This is a genomic window from Pseudofrankia coriaricola (genome assembly GCF_001854805.1).
Classification (GTDB): Bacteria; Actinomycetota; Actinomycetes; order Frankiales; family Frankiaceae; genus Pseudofrankia.
This window is the reverse complement of sequence record NZ_MBLO01000088.1, coordinates 1-22316: the sequence shown is the minus strand read 5'-3', so window position 1 is coordinate 22316 and position 22316 is coordinate 1. Positions and strand designations below refer to the sequence as shown.

Here is a 22316-nt window from a genome sequence, read left to right as displayed (position 1 = left end):
GTCAACCTCTTCCCGGGACGCTTGCCATTCTGATAATGTGAACTTGTAGGCTGGTGTTCATCTCTGGCTTACACGAAAATCGTGACAGGCTCGCGCGGCCCGTAGCAGACCCGCCACCACCGCTACCGCGTCCGTAGCCGCATCGGTGGGCATCGTGTCGCGGACCGCCGCCGCGACCAGCCGGTGCACGATCAGCCGATCGCCGTCCCGGCGGGCCAGACTGAACCGCACCAACGCGCCGACCGTTGTTGTCCAGACCCCGCGCTGCGCGGCAGCGTCCGCCAGCGTCTCGCCGAGCCGATGGGGACTGGCGGTGAACAGGTCCAGCGGGATCGGTTCCGGGTCACACCACGCGCACAGCTCCAACAGCTCCACCGCTGCCGGGATCTCTGCGCGTAGCCGGTCGACTGACCGTTGCCACACATCCGCCACCGCGCTGCTCGGCTGTTCCTGCAACAGCGCGGCGTACTCGGCGGCGGGGGTGTCGGTCTCGTCGAGGAAACCCGCCGCCGCCGCCACCCCCAACGGCAGATCCCCCATCAGCTCCGCGAGCCGGTCCGCCGCCGCACGGTCCACATCTGGCACCCGGTTGGTGATCAGTTCCATCGACGCTGACCGGTCCAACACCGGTACCGGCACCGCCACGCCGAGCGTGCGGACCGACCGGTGCCGCGACGTGACCAGCACCCGACCACCGCCCGACGGCACGAACCCCGTCACCGCCCGCACGCTGTCGGGGTCGTCGACGTTGTCGAACACGACCAGCCACGACCGCAACGAGGCCAACCCCAACCACACCGCGTCCGCGTCCGATCCCTTGGGCAGTCCCAACGGCTCCGCCAGACCGGCCACGTGCTGGCTCACCAGTTCGGCCCGTTCGGACGGCACCCACCACACCACGTCGAACCCATCCGCGTACCGGTGCGCGTATTCCAGCGCTACCGACGTCTTTCCGACCCCGCCCATCCCGTCCAACGCCACCAACGCGACCCGCTCCGCCCCCGCCAACACCCCGTGCACCTTTTCGAGCAACTTCTCTCGCCCGACCAGCCGCGCCGGCCGGCCCGGAACGCTCCACGCCAACCGCCCCCCGGAACCCACCGCCCCGGCCGCGAAGGTCGCATTTCCGGGATACATCTCCCGCATCGCTGCTATCAGCCGGGCCGTGCCTCCCACGACCGCGCCGGCCCGCAGCTCACCTGACACCGATCCCCAGAACAGCACCGCGTTGGGTGCCCCCCAGGGAAACCGGCCCGGCGGAAAACCCGCCTGCCCTAGCACGAACCGCGCCGCAGGCTCATCCGCGAACAACTCCGCAAGCGCACGCACCTGCGCGCCGCTTAGCCCCTCACCCACCGGCCCACCCCCGCAAGCCGCACCAGCCGACACCACATCGACCGACACCCGAAAAAATCATCATCCCACCCGAAGAGCACACACCGAACCCCGCCACACCCGACACGCCGACCGGCCGAGCGATCTTGATCCGGCGGGGGCGAGCCAGCGAACGGGAACCGGAAGCACACCGGTCCTCTCGCGGGCGACGTGGCCACAGCGCGCCCCGAGGTCACCCTCCCCCCGAGGCACTCGCCGACGGACCCGCTCCTGATCAGCAGGGGTCTAGGCACAGAGTAAGTGGCTTGGGGGCATGCTCCTGCGCGTTCGGCCGACGCAGCGGCGCATCCGGCGGAGCGCTGTCGACGGGTCGGCTCTCGGCGCCTGCTCCTTAGCACCGAACCCGGCGTCCGCTCCGCTGCCTTTCGCCACCGGTCGCCCACATCTGCCGGACGGGCGACACGCTCTGGTCAGACTGCCCGACGTTCGCCGCGGTCCGATGCAACGTGTGGTACTGTGGCCTCGCACAACTGGGAGCTAGGGGTAGTAAGTCCCCTCTGATTCGCGATCAGAAGCTTTCACAGCACACGGGAGACCCAGGTTCGAATCCTGGCAGTTCCTCGGGACTGTAGCTCAGTAGGCAGAGCCCCACCTTCTTGGCAGAGGCGGCGAAGGGATCCCTTCGCCGCCTCTGCATTTTATGGCGCCCATTTTGATCTCTTGATCGCTTCTGTAACCTGTTCCTTACTGACCGTGTACCCCATGTGACGCCCGTACCCATATATCTTGCGCGTCCATTCGTCCCTATTCGAGGGAAGTTTTCCATGTTCCGAAATAAAGTCGTCAATAAGGATGTCTGCCCACGCGAGAGGGGGCAATAGTTCCTGGAGTGCTACGTTAATGTCCTCGGCGAGCCGCCTGACCACAAACAACGTGATTATGATTTCCCGGTGGCCAAGCGGAATCCTCTTGCCAGGATCGAACACGGCCACGGAGCCTACGTAAGATGACCACATTTTTTTGTCGTCATCCTTGAGTCCTTCCCAGTACGTACGAACTGCCGCGTCGCAGATCCCGGCGTCGTGAATAATGCAATTTCGCACTCGGCGGATCAAGCTGAAGAGCGCCAGGGTTGACGGGTTGAACGCGCTTGTTTGGTCTGCAAAAAAATTGTGCATTTCAGCTAGTTTGAGTCCTACTGTCTGCTTCTTTGATCCAAGTCCGGCGGCGTGGACTAGTTGAAGCGCAGACTGCGTCAGATCCTCATGCAAGGCTACGACGTAGGGTATCGCCATCATCGCCAGGTGCGTCTCGGCCGAGGCTAGAATGCTCGTCGCTTGCCCAGGCGTAAGATTGATTCGAGTGATATGTTCGACGTTGGGAAATATTTGCGGTATTCGAGCTGTTGATCCCAGTGTCATCTTGAGTGTGTTGACCGAAAGCTGGGCTCCAACGAGTAGCGCCATTATCGCATTATTTGCTTTTTCCAGCTCATCGAGATGGGTCCGATACCGTTCGAAGCGGACAAGTGGTCGAAGCGCCACATGGTAACGGGGCGTGCTGGTCAAGAAGATCTCCGATCGACGCTGACAAGTACATGGAGGTTCAGCCGATCAGAATGGTGGATTTGGATTTATTGTCTCGGTTCCGAGGCCAGTGGTGATTTCAATAGTTATGCCGGCGCTTGTGGCCAGAGTTTGCAAGGACTCCGCGCACTTCTTCGATATCGTCGCATCGGCCGTGATAAAAGCTCGGACGATGGTCTCCGAGTCCACAATTTCATGGTTGAACGCCGGAAAGTAGATGTCTAGCAGATGAGAGACGGCGGCAGCCTGGTTGGAGTGAGCCCCGGGCATCGTTACTTTCTCGGCGTGGACGTTCCAGATGTCTCTCGTTCGCAGCTTATCTAGTCGTTCTAGGATTTCCGAGACGGACGAATTTTGCGCTCGGAGCAGAAGAACAGACTCTTCGATTAGCTCGCGGTCCGGCCGGACGGATGATCCCGTTCCTGCCGGCGTCGAGTTGAGAGACTTCCTGACTGTATCCATTTTCTCCGCGAGATCCTCCCAGAATGTGCTAAGGAGTTTATCTACCACCTCGCTCGGAACTGGAGATGGTAACTCTTGATTGATCATTTTTATCATTGCTGCCACCTCGTCCGGCTTCGCACTGTCGACGGCCTGGAACTGAGAGAGTGGCAGCTTGAGGTCTGCGGTCTTGAGGCCAATGAGAAACGGGATTACCTTACCTTCCTCCAGGGATCGGCTTAACGCGCCCGCCTCGAAATTGACCCATGGCGAATTTTGCGTCTGTGGTGAAACGCAAATTATGCCGACCTTGGTGGATGCAAGAATTTTGGCTAGCTCGCTCATGGAGCGCGTGCCGGTCAGTATATCTTGAGATGAAACCCAAGGATCCACGGGGGCGAGAACTAGCCGCATCCATTCTCGAAGAGACTCGGCCGCAAGTTTCATCGTTTCACCCGACCAGCTAATGAAGACGCGCACCCCGATGTCACCCTTCCGCGACGTAGCCAGGGTTAGAGCGTACTGCTGGCTCATTGTCCCGTAGGCGTGGGCGGCCCGTCCTCGACTGGAGGGCCGGACTCGGGGCCAGGGGGTAGGTGGACGCGGCCGAGCAGTGTGCGAAGGCGGCTGGCTATGGCGGGGGGTACCGGTGGTGCGGCGTCTACTGCCTCGCGGATGGCCTCGCGCTGGGCGGCCAGGAGGGCGGTCACGCGGGGATCGTGCGGGGAGTCGGGGCTGTCTTGGTCGGCCGGTTCCGGCGTTGGCGCGGGGGTGGGCGCGGTCACCGTGGGCTCCCTCTCGGCGCCGCGCCGGGGTGCTGCGGCGTCCCGGGGGTTGGGTAACGGGTAACGACAGGCTCGGTGCCCGAAGCCCTGTTTTGGGCCGGTTCTGGCTGCCGTGGCGCATCGTGGTTGCCCGTTACGGGTGGCGTTGGTGCTGGTGGGGAGGGGTGCCGCGGTAGCCGGGGGTGAAACTGGCGGGTTACACCCCGGCTCGGGGTTACTCCCTGCCGGCGGTGGTCCGGCGTTGGTGGGCGTCGCGGATCGCGGCGGCGCGGGCGCCTTTTTGGACTTGGCCGCCGCGGCGGACGGCGACGCTCGGGATTCCGAGGGGGCGGAGTTGGGCGCTGATCGCGTCGGCGGTGATGTCGCGGTAGTGCTCTGGGTAGGCGGTTGCGAGCCGTGTAGCGAGTTCCAGCCAGTGCAGCCCTGGTGCTCCATCGGCGAACACCGACAGTGCGTCGGCTACGACGTCGCGCTGTTCGCGGCGCGTGATCTGTCCAGCGGCGTGGCCGCTGAGCGTTCCGGCGTACTGCCGCAGCGTCCGGCTGATCGTGAGGAGGTGTGCGGCGTCTTCTGCGTCGGCGAGGAAGGTCCGGACGGTGGGGCTGGTGTCGCTCGCGCCGCGCAGGATGCCCGCGCCCTTGTGCTCGGCCGCGAGGGTGGAGGAGTCGAGTCCTTCGCTGTAGGCCCCGGCGCCAAGGACAAGGTCTGAGACCTGCCACGATCCGGTGCGCAGCGAGAAGCGGAGGATGTGGTTGTCGCGGAAGTCGGTGAACTTCTTCGCGACGTCGCCGCTCCCGATGCCCGAGGGCCGTTGCGTGGCGCTCCCGATGATCACCCCGGCCGCGGGGGCTACCCGGATGAGGTAGACCAGCAGCGTCGCGATTTCGCTGTCCGCCGCCGGGTTCCCGGTCGCGAACCATTCCTGGAACTCGTCGAGCAGTAGGAGTCGGACGGGCATGCCGTACTTGGGGTCTCGGGCGATCTCGCGGGTGAGCTTCCCTTCGGGCACGACGTCCGGGGGGAGATCGGACAGCGCCAGATACCGGGCCTGGACGTCCGCGCGGATCTCGCGCAACGTGTCGATGAGGATCTCGACCGGATCACCGTCACGGGTCGGGGCCAGCCCGAACACGGCACGGTCCGCGATGGCCTCGAACTTCCGCCAGTCAGGTTTGCCGCCCCCGTCGGCCACCGTGATCCGCACATACGGGTCCAGCGCAGCGAACAGGCCGAGCGAGCGGAGCGCGAACGTCTTTCCCTGCCGGGGCTGTGCCCCGACAAGGATCGACTGCCACAGCATGTCGATCGACACCGGGCGGGCGCGTTCGTCCAGCCCGAACGGCGCTGGGGTCCAGATGTCGGTTGGCCGTCCGCGTAGGAGTGGGGTACGGCCGGCGGGGATCGCGAGCGGGTCACGGTCGGCTACCCACAGGGTGTGTCGGCGGTGCGACGTGGGGTCTCGGGTCAAAAAGACCTGTGTCACCGCGACGTCCAGCCCGGACGCGATCGCACCGTGTGCCCTGACCGCGTCCGTGAAGCCCTTCCCGTAGGGAAGATCCACGGTGACGCGGGAGCCGTCGCCGTCGCGGGCCATGGGCGACCCGAACGTGATGCGCTGGTCGTCCTTGTCCGCGCCGAGTTTCGCCGCGTAGTAGGCCCGGAGTACGACGTCGGCGGACAGCTTGCGGAACCGTGGCGCCACCATCGCCGGGGCAATCAGCGGCCGTCCCACCGGCCGCCCCGCATACGCCAGCCCTGCCACGAGCGGCAGCCACACCAGCACCCATCCGGGCCGCGTCGGCGGACCGAACGCCGCCCCGAGTACGGCGAGCACGGTGAGCGCGCCGGCGCCAGCGCCAGCCACGATCAGTGTTCGCGTGCGACGGGTGGCGCGGACCTCCCGGTCCAGGCGTAGCCACACGGCCGTGTCCCGACTCTCTGCGGCAGCGTGGCGTACGGGGGTGGACTCGGCGTGCGTCCACCACCGGACGAACCGTACGGCGACTCTCCCGGCACCGATCACGGCCGCCTGCACGATGACCACGAGGTACCAGGGGACGCGGACGGCGTGGTAGGCGCTGGCGTGCGCCCACCGGCCAACAACGTGCCGCGCGGTCGCGGTGAGTTGGTCCCGGCGCAGGCTCGGGGGGATCACCGCTCGGCGGGTTCCGTCGACCGCGCCGGGTGGGGTGGGGTCGACCGGCACCGGCAGACGGTCCGGGACGGGATCGAGTGGCCATTCGTAACTGCGTTCACGGCCGGACAGTGTTTCGAGTTCGGCGAGAACGGCGCGGATATCGGGAACCCAACCGGTCCGTTCGGCGGGAACGGGAAGGTGGTCATCGGACATGGCGGAACCTCCGAACACAGCGGGGCGGGCGCGTCCCGCCGTGCGGGCACGGCGGGACGCGCCCCGGGGAAACGGGGATCTAGCTCCAGTGGATGGGTAGCGACCGGAAGAACTCGCGGATCGCCGTGGCGACGTCGGTGAGGGTGGGGACGAATCCCGAGCCGGCCCAGAACCAGCCGAGAAGAATGCACACGAGCGGCACCAGGCTCCGGGCGCGTAGCCGGGGCGCGATCAGAGAAACGATGAGCAGAAGTCCGAGAAGAATGACAATCGTGGTCTGCATGCCGGATTAGACCTCGCTCTCGCTGTCGGCGGTGTCGGTGGTCTCGGCCGGCTCGTCGGGGACGTCGATGCCGGCTGCGGTCGCCCACGTCCGGTAGGCGTCCCGCCATTCCTGGCGGGTCTTCTCGCGGTACTCCCGCAGCAGGCCGCACGCCGCTTCCACCAGGTCGTAGACGTCCTGGTCGAATTCCGGCTCGGCCATGAACGCCAGGTGCAGAACCTGGCTGGCGGTGTAGGTCGCCATGTGGTCGGCGTGCGCCTTCTCGGACCGCAGCGCCAGATCGTCCAAGGTCAGCAGCCCGAGACCGATGACGGGAGTCTCACCGTGCATGGAAGACATGACTATCCCTTCGGGATGTAAGAAAGCGGGGAGAGTTGGTTAGCGGGTCGTCAGGGCGAGAATCTGCGGCGTGAACCGCACCGCCGTGGCGAGAATCCACACCGCGGCCAGCCACACGACCGTTCTGGCGCGGCGTGGCTTCACGCGGTGCCAGGACAGGCCCAGCACCAATACAGTTTCCAGTAGCCACCACACGACGTCCGGGAACAGCAGCACTATTCCCGGGCACGATACGGTCGGAGGGCTCGCGAAGAATGGATCGAGTCCGATGGCGAGCCTCACCGGCTACGCCCGCGCTGTACCAGCGCCACCGCGCCCCAGATAAGGCCACCGACCACGACGAACGGACCGACCACCGGAAGCACATACCGTGCGACATACGAAATACCGAACAGCACCAGATACAGAAGCGCGATCACCATCGACCAGCGGACCACCTGCCAGAACAGGGACGGGCGATAAATGTAGCGAGGCATGGGGGCTCCCGAAGATGTGCGCTGGGGGTGCGGCCCGGGGTGTTTCCCGTGGCGCGTTTGCATCCCCAGTATTGGCCCCGCCGCCGGTGGGTTTTGCCCCCGAAATCGGCCACAGATGTGCGCTCACAATGGGCAGCGCATTGACGCCGAAACGGTCCCGGTTGTGCCACAGAAACGGGCCGCGCTGTGCTAGCGAACAGGGCAGCGCGCCGGTTACACAGCCGAGTAACGCGCAGGCCACGGCGCTGCGGGTGCCGCTCGGCGTTCGGGCCGCCGGGCCCCTCTCATCCGCGGCCGAGAGCCCTCCGGGTGGGAACGGCGCCGGGGCGATCGCGTCCCGCCGGGCCACCGCCCCTACGTCGTGCCGCGCGCGGGTCCCCCACGGGCGCGGGCCGCCCGCGGGACGGTCGCAGCGTGGCTGCCGAGCCAGACAGCCAAGACCGTCAACCGGCCGTCAGCGATCGCGTATCCGACTCAGCGGAGGCTAATGGCAGCAAACGTAGCGATCAGAGTCAAAACGTGCGATAGTTGTTGACGTTGCTCCCGAGCACCCCGCAAGGGGAGCAACACCAGACTCGGAAGGAGGAACCGCGGCGGGGGAAGCGGGGGCCACATAGGCCCTTGCCGAACGCCACATGCACAGCTCCAGCAGGCCGGACGTTGAGACGGTCGAAACCCTCCTCCGCAAGGCCCGGCGCCATGGCGCCCGCGCCCCGGAGTTGGCACAGCATCGACCCGATCTCGTCGACCTGCTCACCGCGCCGGACGGCACCAGCCCCAAGGCGCGGTCCTTACTCGCTGAGCGGGTGATCAGAGCCGCGATCGACCGGCTCGACCCGCCAGCAGACCAGGCCATGAGGACCCTGTTCGGCCTGACAGCCGACAGCCGACGCACCAGCGTCGCCTACCGCCGCGACAAAGCGGCGATCCTCATGAGCATCACCCCCGGTGCCTTCCGTCGCCCCAACCGGGAAGGCACCATGATCCTCGATATCGCCTTCGAGATCGTGACCGCTGACTGCCCCCAGCGGTAAGGCGAACACGGGCCGCGCGGCGCACCCAGCCGCGCGGCCCTCATAATTCGCGCCCGTTCCCGCAGCGGTGCTAACTGGAGCTAGCAGTCCTCGGGCGGTCTTGACGCCGCTGTTGCTCGGCCACTGCCCACACGGCCCGGCGGAACTGTCCCCAAGGGCCTGTCTAATTCTTACCGGCCGGATGTGGTGGCGCGGCGAATCCGGTAGCGCTCGGCGAGAAGGAGCGCGGCGAAGACCCCTACCGCGGCGACGATCATCCCGAGTACCGCTAGATACATGTCGTGGTAGTGCGACCAGTCGAACATGGACCGGTTGCCGTCGACCTGGGTGTAGTTCCCGCCGAAGAACCCGAGGATGATCCCGACGGGGATCGCGATCGTCGACAGCAGCCCGAGCGCGACTCCGTAGCGTAGTCTGCGCAGGTCCTGACGCTGAGCATCCTGGGTAGTCTGGGAAGCCTCCTCCGCGGCCAGGACAGACGTGGCGCGGGTGAGCATCGTGGAGACGGTGGCGATGCTGTCGCGTAGCCCGGTGCAGGCCACGAGTTGGCGGTGAAAGTTCTCGACCCGCAATGCGGGGATCAAAATGCCGATCTCACACGCAGCTTCTACGCCAAACGTCAACGCTAACTCTTGCTCGGCTAACGTCTGGTGTAGCCGTGCCAATTCAGCCCGACGGTGCGGCGTGGACATCGTGGCGCGCGCCGTGCCCAGTTCCCGCACCCGGAGCAACGTCTCATACGCGGCGAATCTCACCTGGCGAATCTTGCACGATGCCGCGACCACCTGCACCGCGGACAGCAACGCACAGTTCTCCACATAGTCCTGCTGCGCCGCCAGCACCGAAACATAGGCACCGACCGCCGCCCCGCTGGTCGGCCGGCGGTTGAGTTCGGCCGGATACTGGATCGAAGAATATTCCGGGTTCGCGTCGAGATCGGCTCGGTAGATGAGCCGCTGAACCGTGTCCTCCGGCAGCGTCGCCGATGTGAACACCATCTGATGCCGCTGGGACGTCAACTCCAACGGGCTCCCGCCGCTCGGCCGGACCGAGGCGCCTGCCCCGTCGAGCATGTCTGCCGCCACCGCGTCGAGCGGGCCGCCGTCGACGGTGACGTCGTCGTAGTAAAGATCCTCAAGGAATGGGATCAGGACCAGCGGCGCGCAGTCGAGATCGACGGACAGCACGGCGACCACCGGCCCGGCTTGGACGTCGAACAGCCACAGCCGCCCCGCCCGGATCGTCGACGCGGTGCCCGCGCCCCGGCGGAACACGATCGTCGCCGGGTCGAGATCCCGCACCGCCAGGACTCGCGGAAGCTGGTTGTCGGCGTCGCGGTAGAACCGTGCCAGCCGGCCCAACCGTAGGTGTGTCTCGGGACGCTGGCCGTCGGCCCGCAAAAGGTCCGCCGTCTCGGCGCTGGTGGCGATCACGATCGACAGCCGGTGCGACAGCCTTGCCACGATCGGGTCAAACAGCGCCCCCGCAGCATCCGGCGCGGTCAATGCGCGTGCCAACGGGTCGCGGGCGGGCCGACCGGCTCACCGATAGACCCGACGCGCAGCCGGATCTCCTCGTCGATCACGGCCGACGTGCCGTACTGCTGCAACAACCAACTGACCATGCCCAGCTCCCGAAGCCGGACCAGCGTCTCGGCGTCTGGGGAGATCCGTAGGTCGAACCCGTACGCGGCGCAGAACGCCTGATACTCCGACTCCGCCAACCCGAACCGACGCACCGTCACCAGGTTCGGGACCAGGTCCCATTCCCGCGGTCCGCGGCAGACCTGATCAAAGTCGATCAGCAGCAGCCGGCGGCCCGGCAGACACAGGACGTTCCCGTAGTGCATGTCCCCGTGCATCACGCCGACGCCGAGCCGTGCCGACAACTGGCCAACCGCCGTCTCCAACGACCGGAGCAGGTCCACCAACGGCCCGGTCAACGAGCGTTCGAGCCCGTCCCGCTCCGCCGCCGCCAGCCGCGCCCGAATCAGCCCGAACGGCTCCCACCCGCCGAGAAGGCCCGCTTCCGGCGCGGCAAGATCATGGAACCGGCGCACCAGCCCGCCCAACTCCGGGGCGGTCACCCGACAGCCCGCGTCCACGTCGTGCAACGTCCACAGCGTCACGACGCCGGTGGAGGTCACGACTGGCTGAGTCAGGCCCGGCAGGTAGGCAGGTTCCGAGACGGGCATCCCGCGCGCGGCGATCCGCCGGACGAACTCCACCGTCCGCGCCACGTCGCCGGGCTCGGTAGACGGCCGCGCCACCCGGACCACGAGTCGCCGTTCCCGGAACGCATACAGGGCGTTCTCGCCGAACCGCAGCAACTCCATGTCGGGCGGATCAACGCCGAGGCGTGCGAGCACGTCAAACGCGGCCATCCGGGCGTCCGACTCTTTCCATGCCATGAACGCGACCTACCCGCGGGCGCCGACGGCCACCGCCACCAGGCCCATCGGCTGAGATACCGCAGGCTCTCCCACGTCGTGGAGAACGACGCCAGATTTCGCGATCAAGGTCATGGTCACGTCAACTCCCGGAGGCAGCCCGCTGGCCAGCCTAGGCCAGCGAGCCACCCCGAAAGGGCGCGATACGGCAAGCCCCGGCAGCCCGCGCACACCCCCGACAGGCTGTCTAAGCCATCACCACCGACCGAATCCAGCGGCTCGCGCTCCCCCGCGCCGAGCCAACCCAGACGATGATCCTCTACCGTCCAGAGCTAACTTCCCGGCTGAGACTCAAGGCCCCGCGGCTCCCTGACCAGCGCTTGCAAACTGCTGACTTTTGCAAGCGCTGTGCCAACTCAAGACTTAGCCGGCGTCGACTCGGGTGTCGAAGCGGGCACGGTGTCCGCAGCCGTGGGCGTGGTCGCGCGGCTCCAGCCGTTCCAGGTTTCCGGCGCGAGCGCGGCGACCACGGCCGCGAGCACGTCACGGTCGGACGCGACATCGTCCGCTGGTCCGTAGGCGAGGATGATTGTGGTGTCACCGAAGACGCCGACCAACATCGCCCCGTTGGGAACCGCGGCGACCTGTGCCGCGAGTTCGGCGGCGGTGGAACCGGGAGCGACCGTGACCGTGGCTACCGAGCCGTGGGCGCTCACACCGCCGCCCCCGGCCGCGCCTGTCCCAGTCCCGCGAGGAACGCGGGCACGCGGAACCTGTGGGTGATCTCCCAGACCACCCACGACCGCGCGATCCCGTCCGCGGTGACGATCACGGGGTGAGGAACGATCACAACACCGGCATCCCGCGCGCACGGGGGCCGGATGCCACACGTGATCACGGCGCCGGGGCCGTCCCAGAGTCCGCGCTCGTCAACGAGGAGCCGCGCGACCTCCAGCGCCAGCGCGCTTGCTACGGGCGACGCCACCGTGGGGCACACCGCCAACGCGCGCCCTGCGCCCTGAGCCGCCAGCGACCGCGCCACCGAGTCGGGCCAGAACTGTCGGGCCGCCACGAACATGGGCGCCGGCGCCCCATCGACCAGCACCCCCGCCCGAACCGGAAGCGGGTGTGGCTGCCAGTCCACCGCCACGGGTCCCGACCCGTTGCCGTCCAACTCGACCGTCACCACCTGATCAGCCACCGTCTGTCTCCTTTCGGCCTGACACCGGGACCGCCGCCGATGAATCGCCCACCGCCCGCGTGTGCAGGGCTCTCGGTGTGCATTGATGTGCATCGGTGTGCGTGACCGCATCGTGCCTACTGGCTACAGTTCGATACGAGATGTGTATCCGTGCTGTGCCGTGTCGTGACAGGCGCGCGTGCCAGCCTGCGTGACCGTGACGTGCGAGCGTGACAACCGGCTCTCACGCCGCAGAGGGAGAGACGATGGCGCCTGAGCAGACCGAGTTGGCCCGTCTCGCCGCACGGATCACCGAGTTGCGCGGTCCCATGTCCAAGACCGACCTGGGCCGACACATCCGCTACGACCGGACCGCGATCACCCGCGCCGAACAAGGCGAGATCGTGCCCTCCGCGGCGATGCTCGCCCGGATGGACGAGTTCTGGCGAACCGGTGGCGAACTCGTCGCCCGGCGCCGCATCGTCATGGGAGAGGAAGAGGTGAGTCCCACGGACAGACGCGACGCACTACGAAGCCTCGCGCTCGGCGTACTCGCGGCCGAGATCTCCCGCAAGATCGCCGCCGCCGACCCCGACCCGCTTTCCCTGGACGACTACGAAATGGACGTCCACCGCGTCGCCGCAGCCTACTTCACCACACCACACCCGCAGATCCTCGCGGATCTTGCACCCAACTGGCAGCAGGTAGAATCACTACTCGACACGCGCCTGTCGTCGAGCACGCGGAAACGACTCACGAACGTTGCCGGCTGGTACGCATTCTATCTAGGTCTTGCCTCTTTTGATGTCGGCGACGACAAGGCAGCGCGCGGTTTCCTCTCACTGTCAAGCCAGCACGCCGCCGAGACGGGAGACCTTCTCCTCTCCGGCTCCAGTGCCGCTATCCGGTCCACCGTCGCGTTTTTCAACGACGCCTACGATCTCGCCTATGAAATCGCCGGCCCATCCCAGCAGAAGACACATCCATACACCCGGCCCATCCTTGCTGGCTGCGCGGCGCGGGCAGCCGCGCAGGCCGGAAGGACAGACGACGCCCACCAGGCCCTACGGGATCTTGAAAGCGGCGTCTGGCAGGGCGGCGTCATGCCAGGCCCAAACCCTGGGAATGCGGCATTCCTCCACGATTTTCATGCAGGCGCGTTCGCTCGCCTTGGCGATGGAGTGCGCGCCGAAGAACATGCACGTGTGGGACTGGCTGCGCAGATGGACACCGACCCGAGCCACTTCGTCCAAGTAGCCGGCAAATGGAGCACGCTCGCGCGTACCTATATCCGACGCCCGCAACCGGAACCCGAGCAGGCAGCAAGCGCCGCGCTCAACGCCATAGCCACTTTGGGCGGCCGGCCACACCGTCCAGGCGCCCGCAACGCGCGGCAGATGTATCGGGAACTCAACGGACGATGGCCCGACCTACCCGCCGTGAAAGATCTCGGTGACGCAATCGCGGCTCTGCCGCGCTGAGCAACGAAAACCTGCCCCGCACCGGCTCCCGATATGGCGACGGCCGGTAACCCAGGTACGGGCTACCGGCCGTCGGGGGCCTGACGTCGTCTACCGCGGCGGGGCCTCACGGCAGGCACACCGGCCATGCCGAGCCGTGTAAAGCACCTGTGCCAGCGCGACGACCGCGGCGGGGTGCGCACGGGTCACCAGGTCGAGAATGCGCGTACCAGTAGCCGCGTCGGGCGCGGCCGTGATCAGTTCGTACATCGCCATCTGGTGCGGCGTCAGCCCGCCGTCCGGCATGCCGTCCGTGCTCGGCGTCCATGCGGCCGGCGGTCGTACCGGCGCTTCCGCGCCGGCCGGGTTCGCTCCGAAGACCAGAACCGCATCCGTGGCTGGCAGGACGCGGCAGCGTAGGTAGACCGCCGGGAGCATCACGTCCGCAATCGTCGCGAGATCGCGCGGTGTCGCACCCGAGCGGATCGTCAACTCGTACACCCCGCCGCCGGGCGTCGCGAGGTCCACGGGGTTCCATCGCTGGTCAGGCCACGTGGGTAGGTCATCGGGCGAGATACTGGGCATGGGTCGCTCTCCTGTCTCATCCACAGGTCGTGGCCAAGGCCCTGGTCGGGTGCTGGAACACCCACCAGGGCCGCTATCAGGCCAAATGATAGTACGCCGCGTACTATCATTTGGCCGTGTTCATACGATCAGGTCGTGACCGACGATGACCCGTTGCTCGGCTACCTCGAGCTAGCCAAGGTCGCTGGCGTGAAGGCCGGGACGCTACGCAGCTACCGAGCCCAGGGACGGATGCCGCCCCCCGATGACGAGTCGGTTCCTGACCGTCCCCGCTGGCGTCTCTCGACGTTCCAGGCGTGGATGCGCGAGCGGCCTGGACGTGGACGAAGCGTCAACCCGCGCCCGCCGACCGATGGCAGCTAGACCGTGCCGGGCGGGTTCCCGCCACGTCGGTCAGGCTGCGTCGCTGGCCATCGGGGGCGCCTGGCGGGGGTCGTGCCAACGGTGGTCGACGCGCCGCGGGTCGAGTGCACCCCGGACACCGCGTGCCTTCATCGGCGCCCCGGTACGGGGACTTGTCCCAACGACCGGCGCCGGGAGGATCTTGAAATAGTCCAGCAGGGAGCGGACCGCTTCGCGGCGGGCCGCGACGGACATGGCTTTCCAGTTCGCGCGCACGGCGTCTTCGCCGCCGTGGACGTCGCGGGCGAGTTCCCGCAGGCTGGCGGGCACGGTGAGCTGTTCGAGCCGTGCCCGCGCGGCGCCGAGCTTGATCTCCAGATCGTCGATGGCGTCCAACGCGGCGAGCCGCGACCGGCCCGAACGGGTCTTCACGGTGTCTTCGAGTTCCGCCAACTCGGCTTCGAGCCCGTCAATGTCGGCGTTCGCCGTGCGAATCACGTCATCGTCCGCCGCCGTCAGGCTGGCTACCAGGTCCGGGCGTGCCATCCGAGCTACGACCAGCCGCGCAACGTAGGCATCCGTGTCCGCCTCGTTGATCACCACATGGCCGATCGGGCACTTGTACATCCCGACCCCACGGACCTTGTACGCCCGAACCGACTCCCCACAGATCCCACACGTCGCGATCAGCGACAACAGATGGCTGTACCCGCCCGGAGCGCGCCCCCGGACGGCATGGACGGTCGCGATCGTCGCAAGGGCGGTCTGCGCCGCGGTCCACTGCGCCCGACTCACCAGCGCCGGCCACGCCGTCGGGACCACCGTGGGCGCGTCGTCTTCCGCGAAAGTGTGCACACGCTCGGCGACATAGGCGCGGTCCTCGCAGGCTGTGCGCACGATCCGCGCGTCCCAACGCTTCCCAGCACGCGGTACGGGTGCGCTCTGGCTGTTGAGCCATCGGGCGACGCTCGCCAGCGAGTCACCCCGCCCGACCCGATCGAACATCCCGACCGCGACCGCCGACCACGCCGGATCAACGACTCGGCCCGTCAGCTTCCGCGTCCGCGGGTCGTAGGTGTTCCGGTAGCCCAGCGGCGCCGCGCTCAGCGGCAGGCCCGCACGGACGTTGTCGTCCACGCCGTCCTTGACCCGCTTCGACTTCTTCGCCGATTCGTCCGCGTTGTCGATCCCGTCTTCCAGCAGCGTCTTGTGATCACGCCACACCGACAGGTCATACAGCCGGCGGTCCGCCTGCACATACAGTGCCACCCCGCGACGGCGTAGCTCGTCCAGGAACGGCGCCCACGTCGCCATTTGACGATCCGCCCGCGACGTCTCCCGCACCCACACCACATCGACCGCGCCGGATGTCACGAGCGCGAGAACCTGAGCCCAACCGGCGCGCGGCTTACCATCCTTGCGGTACATACTGGCCGACTGCCCAGACTCCGACGGCTCGGCCACCACCACCCAACCCTGGCGCTCGGCATCCTCGCGACCCATCCGGACCTGATCCGCCGTCGACGTCCCCCCAGACGCCGACCGCCGCCCATAGATCACCACCCGCAGCGCCCCACCGTCGGCAAACGTCCTGGTCACAGGTCTCTTGATCGCCATGACCATGATGCTAGGCTTGTATGTGCCGAGAAGCACTACCCCATAGACAGGCTGATCTGACACGATCCGCGCTTGGGTCGGTGCCTCGGAGGACAACCACCCCGCCGCCGGCCGCGTGGGACTGAAGGTTCACCCCACCCCGCCGCGGTCGTCCTTCTACGGCCATTTCAGCCGTGTGTATCTGAACACTCTCCGTGGATGCGTGTGAGGCGCCGCCCGGATGGCCGTTGGACAGGCTCGCGGCGACCTCGGACAACCACAGTGGCACATGGACGAGGTCCCGAGACGCTGCGTGAATACCGGTTGTCGACGCGAACCGTCGCCAGTGCCTGCCCCGGCGGCCATGAAAGATCGATCATGGTCTTATCGGGGTAGGGATCTGATCATGGCGAACCTACTGCGCCGCGCTGCCGCGGCCGTCGGACTGGGTGGGCGGGCAGGGTCGGACGCTCCCGATGGGCGGGCGTGGAACCCCACTGGATGGTGGTGGTGCATGGAGCACCAGCGTCCGGAGAATCCTCCGGACGTCCCTGGTCACCGTCGTCTAGGCCCGTATGCGAGCGCGGCGGACGCCGCGGCTTGGCGGGAACGCGTCGACCAGCGCAACGAGGAGTGGGACGGGCACGACCACGACGATGATGGCCGATCCTGAGGCCCGCCTCCTCTAGCCGCCCGAGCGGGCCGGCGACGTGGACGAGATGGCGATCGCCCTGATGAGGTCACTTCCCTGGTCGGACCTACCCCGACCAGGGCATGGCCGCGTGGTGGCCCGCGGGCGCCGGTCGACGAATCGCGACTCGCTCACACGAGTATTGGGCGGTCGATGGCTTCACAGCCGCCGGACGCGCAGCACGCCGGTCAGCATCGGGAGGATGAACTCGCCACCGGCGGTCTCCGGCCTGCTCGCGAGGAAAGCGCGGATCCGGCCGAGCGTGGCGTCTTGTTCCTGTTCTGGCATGACCAGCATCCCCGCGTGCGTCGCGATTTTCGCGACGAGGGAGTCGGCGGTGCGGCGCTGCCCGTGCGAGAACTCGGCCTGCTCCGGCGAGCCGAACCGGGCGACCAGGCCATTGTCGGGAAGGTGCGCGTCCGCCGTCTCGGCGCGCCAGTTGCTGAGCAGGTCGCGCGGGCCAATGGCCGCGCTCCCGCCGACCCGTGCGAGTCCGGTAACCCAGTCGACCCGGTCGTCGACGACGTTCCACAGGCCAGCCAGGATGCCTCCGGGCGCAAGGACCCTGGCTATCTCCGGTCCCGCGACGGCCATGTCGAACCAGTGCAGGGCGTGGCCGGCCAGCACGGCATCGACGGACGCGTCCGGCAGCGGTATCGCCTCGGCACTGCCCGGCAGGGCACGGACAGCCGGCAGCCCGCGGCGCAGCTCGGTCAGCATCGCCGGGTCGGGCTCGACCGCGATGACGTCGGCGCCCACCGCGCCCAGCGTGGCGGTCAGCTTGCCGGTTCCGGCGCCGAGGTCGAGCACGCGCGGGCCGGGCGCGGGCTCGAGCGCCCAGCGCACCGCGGCGTGCGCGTAGTCCGGGCGGTGCTCGGCGTATGCGACCGCCGCCGCGCCGAACGACGAGCTGTGGAGTAGCCGTTTGTCCCGTTCCACGCGGTTAGCCTAGCTGCGCCGCGAGTACCTCTACCGCCGCAACACCGGCCGCGGGGCATCTCCCGAAATGGGCCGAACGTGGACGTGGACGGCGGCGAGGCACCATCCGAGGGCGGGCCGGTAAGAATCGGAGGCGGACTCGTTCGAGGGAGACGCCTGTGCCAGAAGGAGACACCGTCTTCCAGGCCGCCCGCCGGCTGCACCACGTACTGGCTGGTCAGGTCCTGTCTGTGAGCGATTTCCGAGTGCCGCGGTACGCGACGGCCAACCTGACCGGCAGCACGGTGCTCGAGGTGGTGCCTCGCGGCAAGCACCTGCTGATGCGTTGCTCCGGCGGCACGACGGTGCATTCCCACCTTCGGATGGACGGTGCGTGGCGCACCTTTGCCGCTGGCGAGCCCTGGCGTGGCGGTCCCGGCTGGCAGATCCGGGTGGTGCTCGGCAACGAGCGGCACGTCGCGGTCGGCTATCGGCTGCCCGTTCTCGACATCCTGCGGACCGCTGACGAATCGACCGTCGTGGGCCATCTCGGTCCTGACGTGCTCGGGCCGGACTGGGACCTCGACCGGGTGCTGGCCAGCGCGCTGGCCCGCCCGGAGCGAGAGCTGGGCACGGTCCTGCTGGATCAGACCGTGCTCGCGGGCCTCGGAAACGTCTATCGGATCGAGGCGTGTTTCGTCGCCGGAGTCTCGCCGTGGACGCGGGTCGGCGAGGTTCCCGATCTCGGCAGGCTCGTCAGCCGAGCCCGACAGATGATCGTGGTCAACGCGGATCGGCCCAGGCGGGTCACGACCGGGTCGGCGCGGCCGGGCGAGGACCTGTGGGTCTACGGCCGCGGTCGGCGGCCGTGCCGTCGGTGCGGCACGGCCATCCGTGTGGCTGAGCAGGCGCCGTCGGACGCCCCCGAGGAAGGACGCGTCACCTACTGGTGTCCGCGCTGCCAACGCGGGCCGGCACCGGTGGGCTCGCCTGCCGGTGGGCCCGCCTGGTGACGTCGGCGGTACCAGCATTCGGTCGTAGCGCGAGACAGGTCCTGTTTGGGCGAGCCGGACAGCGAGCGAGGTTACCGCCTTGTCGAGGACATGGAGGTGCTCCGCCACGGCGAGGCCTCGTTCGTCACCGAAGCCGTCACCGCCGCCCGGCGGGCCGGCCGCTCAGGTGGCGATACGCGACAGAGCCGGGTCAGCCGCAGTGGGACCAGTCGCTGCCCCAGGAGACGCCGCCGAGGCTGCCGCCCCACTTCACGCAGATCGCCTTCGCGGACACCTTGGCCGGACCCGCGTAGTACTCGTAGGAGCCCGAGTCGGTCACCTTCGACGAGCCGTTCTGTGCCTGTACCCAGGCCGACATCGACTGGGCCGTGCCCACGCCGGCGCCGGACTTCAGCGTCACCACACAGTTGTTGCTGCCGTTGTACATCAAGACGATCTTTGCGGTCGTGGAGCCGCTGGTGAGGGTGTGGCTGTCGACCTGGGAGTAGCCGGAGCCGCACACCTGGGCGGCGGAGTAGGGGTTTGTCTTCGGCGCGCTGGGAGCGGAGGCCGCCGGCGCGGTGGTGCGGGCGGCGGTGGTGCCGGCCGAACCGGAGCTGGAACCCGAACCTGCCCCGGCCCCCGCGTTCGTCGTCGAACCGGCACCAGATCCGGATCCCTGCGCGGGTGCTGCCTGCTGTGCGGGCGCGGCGGTCGGCGGTTCTCCCGCCACGGTGCCGGCGCGGGTCGTGAGGACCGCGGACGGCGGCTGTGTACCGACCGCCCGAGGTGGCGCGCCGGCGTCGGAACCACCACCGGAGCGTGGCGAGGCCTCGTGTCCTGGCTCTGCCGGCGCGCTCGGGAGGTCGGCCGGCGTTTCTTCGGTGCCCGGTGCGGCCGCTGCGCCGGGCCGCGCGGCGCGGTCGGGGTTTCGGTTCGCCGCGGACGTGATCAGTGCGGGGCTGTTCGTGGCCATGGCCGAGCCGCCGCTCGTGGTGACGGCGACCAGGATGATCATGGTCACCGAGGCGGCGAACCCCGCTGTCGCGATGCTGACCACCCAGACGCGCCAGGGGACTCCGCTCCGCGGCCGGGGGGCGGGTGAAGACCGCCGCCAGGATTCGAGGAAGGCCCCGTACCCAGCGGGGCCGGACGCGCCTGGGACGGACGGGCCCGGCGGCTGCCCGCCCGTCCCGATGTTCCTGGGGTGGTCATGGGCCGCGGGGACGCGCTCGTCCTTGCCGGGGTCGCCCTGGGTACCGTCATCCATGGTGATCTGCCGTTCTCGGCCGGCGGACCTCCGCTGACGCCCAGTTCCCGGTGCGCGATCCCGGAACCGGTCGTGCCGTGAGCCGGCTGCGTCCGACCTGCAGATCCTTGGCTGCAGCCTCACCTAGCATCAGGATCGGAAACCCCGCATTCGCGTCGAATGTCCGGTTCGGAGGCTAACCGCTTGCCCCGGGGCGCACCCCTGCTTCACGAAAAGTTTGACTGCTGTTCGGGTACGTCGTACTCCGCGTGCCGTGAGCGGCGCCACCGGTTCGTCACCGGTCGAGCACCGCCCCGACCCGACGGTGGTCCCGGTTGCCTGCGCGGACCGCTGCCGCGCGGCCTCGTGGTAGATCTGCCGGGAAACAGAGCTGCCGCCGTTGGCCCGTCAGAACGCGAGGGCTGGTAGCCGCCGTGAGCGGCACCGGAATCGGCGGGAATACGGTTCACCGTATGCCTCGGATCAGCAGCCACAGGCCGGTGGTCACCTCGAAGATGAACATGGGGGCGTACAGGGCCGGGTTGACGACCGAGGTCGCCCCGGGGAAGACGATCGTGATCAGGCTGCCGGCCGTCAGCAGCGCGGACGAGAAGATTCCCCAGGCCGCCAGCGGCCGCGGTACGTACCCGGAGCGGAACAGGAGATAGGCGAAGACCGTCGAACCGAGGCCGAGGAACACGAACCCGAGGCTGTACCCGGTCTGGTGCGAGCTCGTCGCGACCCAGGCCAGCGCCGCGGCCTGGTCCTCGGTGAGCGCCCGCACCTCGTCCGCGCCGCTCACGAGCTGGAGAACGACGATCGTCGTGATCGCGTACCCGGCGACGATCGCTGCCTGGACCACCCGCCAGAACGCGCCCAGCACGGCGAGACCCCGGCTGACCGGCCGGAGCAGGACGTAGTACGCCGCCGCCAACGCCACGTCGCCGGCGTTGGTGAGCACGTCCACGGCGGCACCGAGGCGCAACAACCGCTCGTCGTCGACGATCTGCCGGACGGTGTCGGCTGTCAGGCTGGACCCGTCCGCGCCACCCGGGAACTGGCCCGGAACGTAGATCTGGGCGAACGCGCCGGTCACCATCAGGAACAGGTACAGGAATCCCACCACCCGCGCGGCGCGGCGTTGGGACGCGTCGACCGGGCGGATCGCGGGGAGCGTGTTTGCCGTCATGCGGGAAAGCGTGTCGATACCGGCGTCGGGCCACGTCGTTTCGGCGTCGGCTATGTACCTGCTCCCCTCGTCGTACACCAGGCGCCGCCTACCACTGGGGGAGTAGCCGGGTTGCCTCCACAAGGCAGAGCCGAAGCGGGCGCCGTTCCCCTACAGTGCCGGCATGACCTCGTCCAACCGCGGCTCGGGGTCGCATCCTGGGCTGGCGCTGCTGACCGTGTTGGTGCAGGCCGCGGGCACCGCGATAACCACCCGTGGGCAGGCCGGCGTCATCGGTTACGTGCTGCTGGTTCTGAGTGGACTGGCGCTGGCCGACCGGCACCTGTTCCCCCGGCGGAACTTCCTCATCGTGACCGGGGCCATCCTGGCGTATCTCCTGCTGGGCGGCCCGCCCGGCCTGACGTTTCTGGCGCCGATGATCGCCGCGTCGGCCGCGATCCTCGCCGGGTACCGCCTGCTGGTCTGGCCGGCCGCGGCCGTCGGGTATGCCGTGTGGTTCGGGGTCAGCGCCCCCACCGCGGACCGGGCGTTGGTCGCGGCGGCGATCGTCACCGGCGTGGGCCTCTTCGCGGAGGTCACCGCGCCCGTCGCCCGGCTGATCCGGCAGTCGAGGCAGGAGCGACGGCGGCTGAACGAGGAGCGGCAGCGCCGGCAGGCCAGCGAGGAAAGGCTGCGGATCGCGGCCGAGCTGCACGACGTGCTCGGCCACCACCTTTCACTGATCAACGTACGGGCCGGCGTCGGCCTGCACCTGATGGGACGCGAGCCGGAGCAGGCCAGGATCGCTCTCGACACGATCCAGCAGGCCAGCGCCGAGGCGCTGCGCGAGGTCCAGTCCGTGCTCAGCACGCTGTACTCACCCGTTCAGGGCGCCCCGCGCGCGCCTGCGCCCGGGCTGGACCTGCTCGAGGCATTGACCGCCGACGCCGGCCTGCCGGTCCGGACCGAGGTCAGCGGCGAGCCCCGGCCGCTGCCCGCCGGTACCGACCGGGCGGCCTACCGAATCGTCCAGGAGGCACTCRCCAATGTGCGCCGGCACGCCGGGCCGGACGCCGCCGCCACCGTCACCGTCGAGTACGGGCCACGGGCGCTGGTG

At 68.2% G+C, this 22316-nt stretch carries 22 protein-coding genes and 1 tRNA gene; 6 read left to right on the top strand and 17 right to left on the bottom strand.

All coding sequences use genetic code 11. From position 1 onward, the window contains the following. Window positions 1–57: 57 nt before the first annotated feature. Complete coding sequence (locus tag BCD48_RS14735; RefSeq protein WP_071048937.1) at window positions 58–1356, bottom strand: effector-associated domain EAD1-containing protein; 1299 nt, start codon at window positions 1354–1356, stop codon at window positions 58–60. Between the two features lie 512 nt (window positions 1357–1868). Between BCD48_RS14735 and BCD48_RS51260 the strand changes: the two genes are divergently transcribed. Next, window positions 1869–1956 (top strand) — tRNA-Ala (locus BCD48_RS51260). 77 nt (window positions 1957–2033) lie between these two features. Here the strand turns inward: BCD48_RS51260 and BCD48_RS50650 are convergent. From BCD48_RS50650 to BCD48_RS14715, 7 genes are all read right to left on the bottom strand, one after another. Next, window positions 2034–2903 carry a hypothetical protein gene (locus BCD48_RS50650; protein ID WP_131803995.1) on the bottom strand — a complete coding sequence of 290 codons (870 nt, stop codon included), beginning with the start codon at window positions 2901–2903 and terminating at the stop codon, window positions 2034–2036. 45 nt (window positions 2904–2948) lie between these two features. Further along, a complete protein-coding gene (locus tag BCD48_RS46255) occupies window positions 2949–3842 on the bottom strand; it encodes a toll/interleukin-1 receptor domain-containing protein (protein WP_157910500.1) in 894 nt (297 codons plus the stop codon). A gap of 519 nt (window positions 3843–4361) precedes the next feature. After that, a complete protein-coding gene (locus BCD48_RS14730) occupies window positions 4362–6497 on the bottom strand; it encodes a cell division protein FtsK (protein ID WP_071048936.1) in 2136 nt (711 codons plus the stop codon). A 79-nt stretch (window positions 6498–6576) separates the two neighbouring features. Next, complete coding sequence (locus BCD48_RS14725; RefSeq protein ID WP_071048935.1) at window positions 6577–6780, bottom strand: hypothetical protein; 204 nt, start codon at window positions 6778–6780, stop codon at window positions 6577–6579. A 6-nt stretch (window positions 6781–6786) separates the two neighbouring features. Continuing rightward, entirely contained in the window at window positions 6787–7119 is a 333-nt protein-coding gene (locus tag BCD48_RS14720; protein ID WP_083418647.1) for a cysteine protease, read from the bottom strand. A gap of 39 nt (window positions 7120–7158) precedes the next feature. Next, window positions 7159–7335 carry a hypothetical protein gene (locus BCD48_RS51255; protein WP_157910499.1) on the bottom strand — a complete coding sequence of 59 codons (177 nt, stop codon included), beginning with the start codon at window positions 7333–7335 and terminating at the stop codon, window positions 7159–7161. A gap of 62 nt (window positions 7336–7397) precedes the next feature. Next, window positions 7398–7595, bottom strand: a complete 198-nt coding sequence (locus BCD48_RS14715; protein ID WP_071048933.1) for a hypothetical protein — start codon at window positions 7593–7595, stop codon at window positions 7398–7400. A gap of 635 nt (window positions 7596–8230) precedes the next feature. Between BCD48_RS14715 and BCD48_RS14710 the strand changes: the two genes are divergently transcribed. Continuing rightward, on the top strand, window positions 8231–8629 hold the full coding sequence (locus BCD48_RS14710; protein ID WP_071048932.1) for a hypothetical protein: 399 nt from the start codon (window positions 8231–8233) through the stop codon (window positions 8627–8629). Between the two features lie 170 nt (window positions 8630–8799). Here the strand turns inward: BCD48_RS14710 and BCD48_RS14705 are convergent, their stop codons facing one another. The 4 genes from BCD48_RS14705 to BCD48_RS14690 form a co-directional block, all read right to left on the bottom strand. Then, window positions 8800–10092: a hypothetical protein gene (locus BCD48_RS14705; RefSeq protein ID WP_131803994.1), complete on the bottom strand. Its 1293-nt coding sequence runs from the start codon at window positions 10090–10092 to the stop codon at window positions 8800–8802. A gap of 38 nt (window positions 10093–10130) precedes the next feature. After that, window positions 10131–11039, bottom strand: coding sequence for a phosphotransferase enzyme family protein (locus tag BCD48_RS14700; protein ID WP_083418646.1), 909 nt, complete (start codon window positions 11037–11039; stop codon window positions 10131–10133). Between the two features lie 395 nt (window positions 11040–11434). After that, entirely contained in the window at window positions 11435–11734 is a 300-nt protein-coding gene (locus BCD48_RS14695; RefSeq protein WP_071048929.1) for a hypothetical protein, read from the bottom strand. Further along, window positions 11731–12219 (bottom strand): hypothetical protein, encoded by a 489-nt coding sequence (locus tag BCD48_RS14690; RefSeq protein WP_071048928.1) that lies wholly within the window; start codon window positions 12217–12219, stop codon window positions 11731–11733. Before BCD48_RS14690 ends, BCD48_RS14695 begins: the two co-directional genes overlap by 4 nt. A gap of 245 nt (window positions 12220–12464) precedes the next feature. On the opposite strand from BCD48_RS14690, the gene BCD48_RS14685 reads away from it, so the two are divergent. Further along, window positions 12465–13679, top strand: coding sequence for a helix-turn-helix domain-containing protein (locus BCD48_RS14685; RefSeq protein WP_071048927.1), 1215 nt, complete (start codon window positions 12465–12467; stop codon window positions 13677–13679). A gap of 90 nt (window positions 13680–13769) precedes the next feature. Here the strand turns inward: BCD48_RS14685 and BCD48_RS14680 are convergent, their stop codons facing one another. Beyond that, window positions 13770–14243: a hypothetical protein gene (locus BCD48_RS14680; RefSeq protein WP_131803993.1), complete on the bottom strand. Its 474-nt coding sequence runs from the start codon at window positions 14241–14243 to the stop codon at window positions 13770–13772. A gap of 135 nt (window positions 14244–14378) precedes the next feature. Between BCD48_RS14680 and BCD48_RS14675 the strand changes: the two genes are divergently transcribed. Beyond that, on the top strand, window positions 14379–14606 hold the full coding sequence (locus tag BCD48_RS14675; protein WP_071048925.1) for a MarR family transcriptional regulator: 228 nt from the start codon (window positions 14379–14381) through the stop codon (window positions 14604–14606). 30 nt (window positions 14607–14636) lie between these two features. Here BCD48_RS14675 and BCD48_RS14670 read toward each other — a convergent pair whose 3' ends face one another. Both BCD48_RS14670 and BCD48_RS14665 read right to left on the bottom strand, forming a co-directional pair. After that, entirely contained in the window at window positions 14637–16184 is a 1548-nt protein-coding gene (locus BCD48_RS14670) for a recombinase family protein (RefSeq protein WP_198543243.1), read from the bottom strand. An 847-nt stretch (window positions 16185–17031) separates the two neighbouring features. Further along, window positions 17032–17811 carry a class I SAM-dependent methyltransferase gene (locus BCD48_RS14665; RefSeq protein WP_071048923.1) on the bottom strand — a complete coding sequence of 260 codons (780 nt, stop codon included), beginning with the start codon at window positions 17809–17811 and terminating at the stop codon, window positions 17032–17034. A gap of 158 nt (window positions 17812–17969) precedes the next feature. On the opposite strand from BCD48_RS14665, the gene BCD48_RS14660 reads away from it, so the two are divergent. Next, window positions 17970–18803: a DNA-formamidopyrimidine glycosylase family protein gene (locus tag BCD48_RS14660; protein ID WP_071048922.1), complete on the top strand. Its 834-nt coding sequence runs from the start codon at window positions 17970–17972 to the stop codon at window positions 18801–18803. 190 nt (window positions 18804–18993) lie between these two features. On the opposite strand, the gene BCD48_RS53580 is transcribed toward BCD48_RS14660, so the two are convergent. Next, window positions 18994–20052 carry a serine/threonine protein kinase gene (locus BCD48_RS53580; protein WP_241841732.1) on the bottom strand — a complete coding sequence of 353 codons (1059 nt, stop codon included), beginning with the start codon at window positions 20050–20052 and terminating at the stop codon, window positions 18994–18996. Window positions 20053–20497: 445 nt separating this feature from the next. Continuing rightward, window positions 20498–21298: a DUF4386 domain-containing protein gene (locus tag BCD48_RS14650; protein WP_071048921.1), complete on the bottom strand. Its 801-nt coding sequence runs from the start codon at window positions 21296–21298 to the stop codon at window positions 20498–20500. 85 nt (window positions 21299–21383) lie between these two features. Between BCD48_RS14650 and BCD48_RS14645 the strand changes: the two genes are divergently transcribed. Continuing rightward, window positions 21384–22316: sensor histidine kinase (locus BCD48_RS14645; RefSeq protein WP_071048920.1), on the top strand; the 933-nt coding region annotated here is incomplete at its 3' end.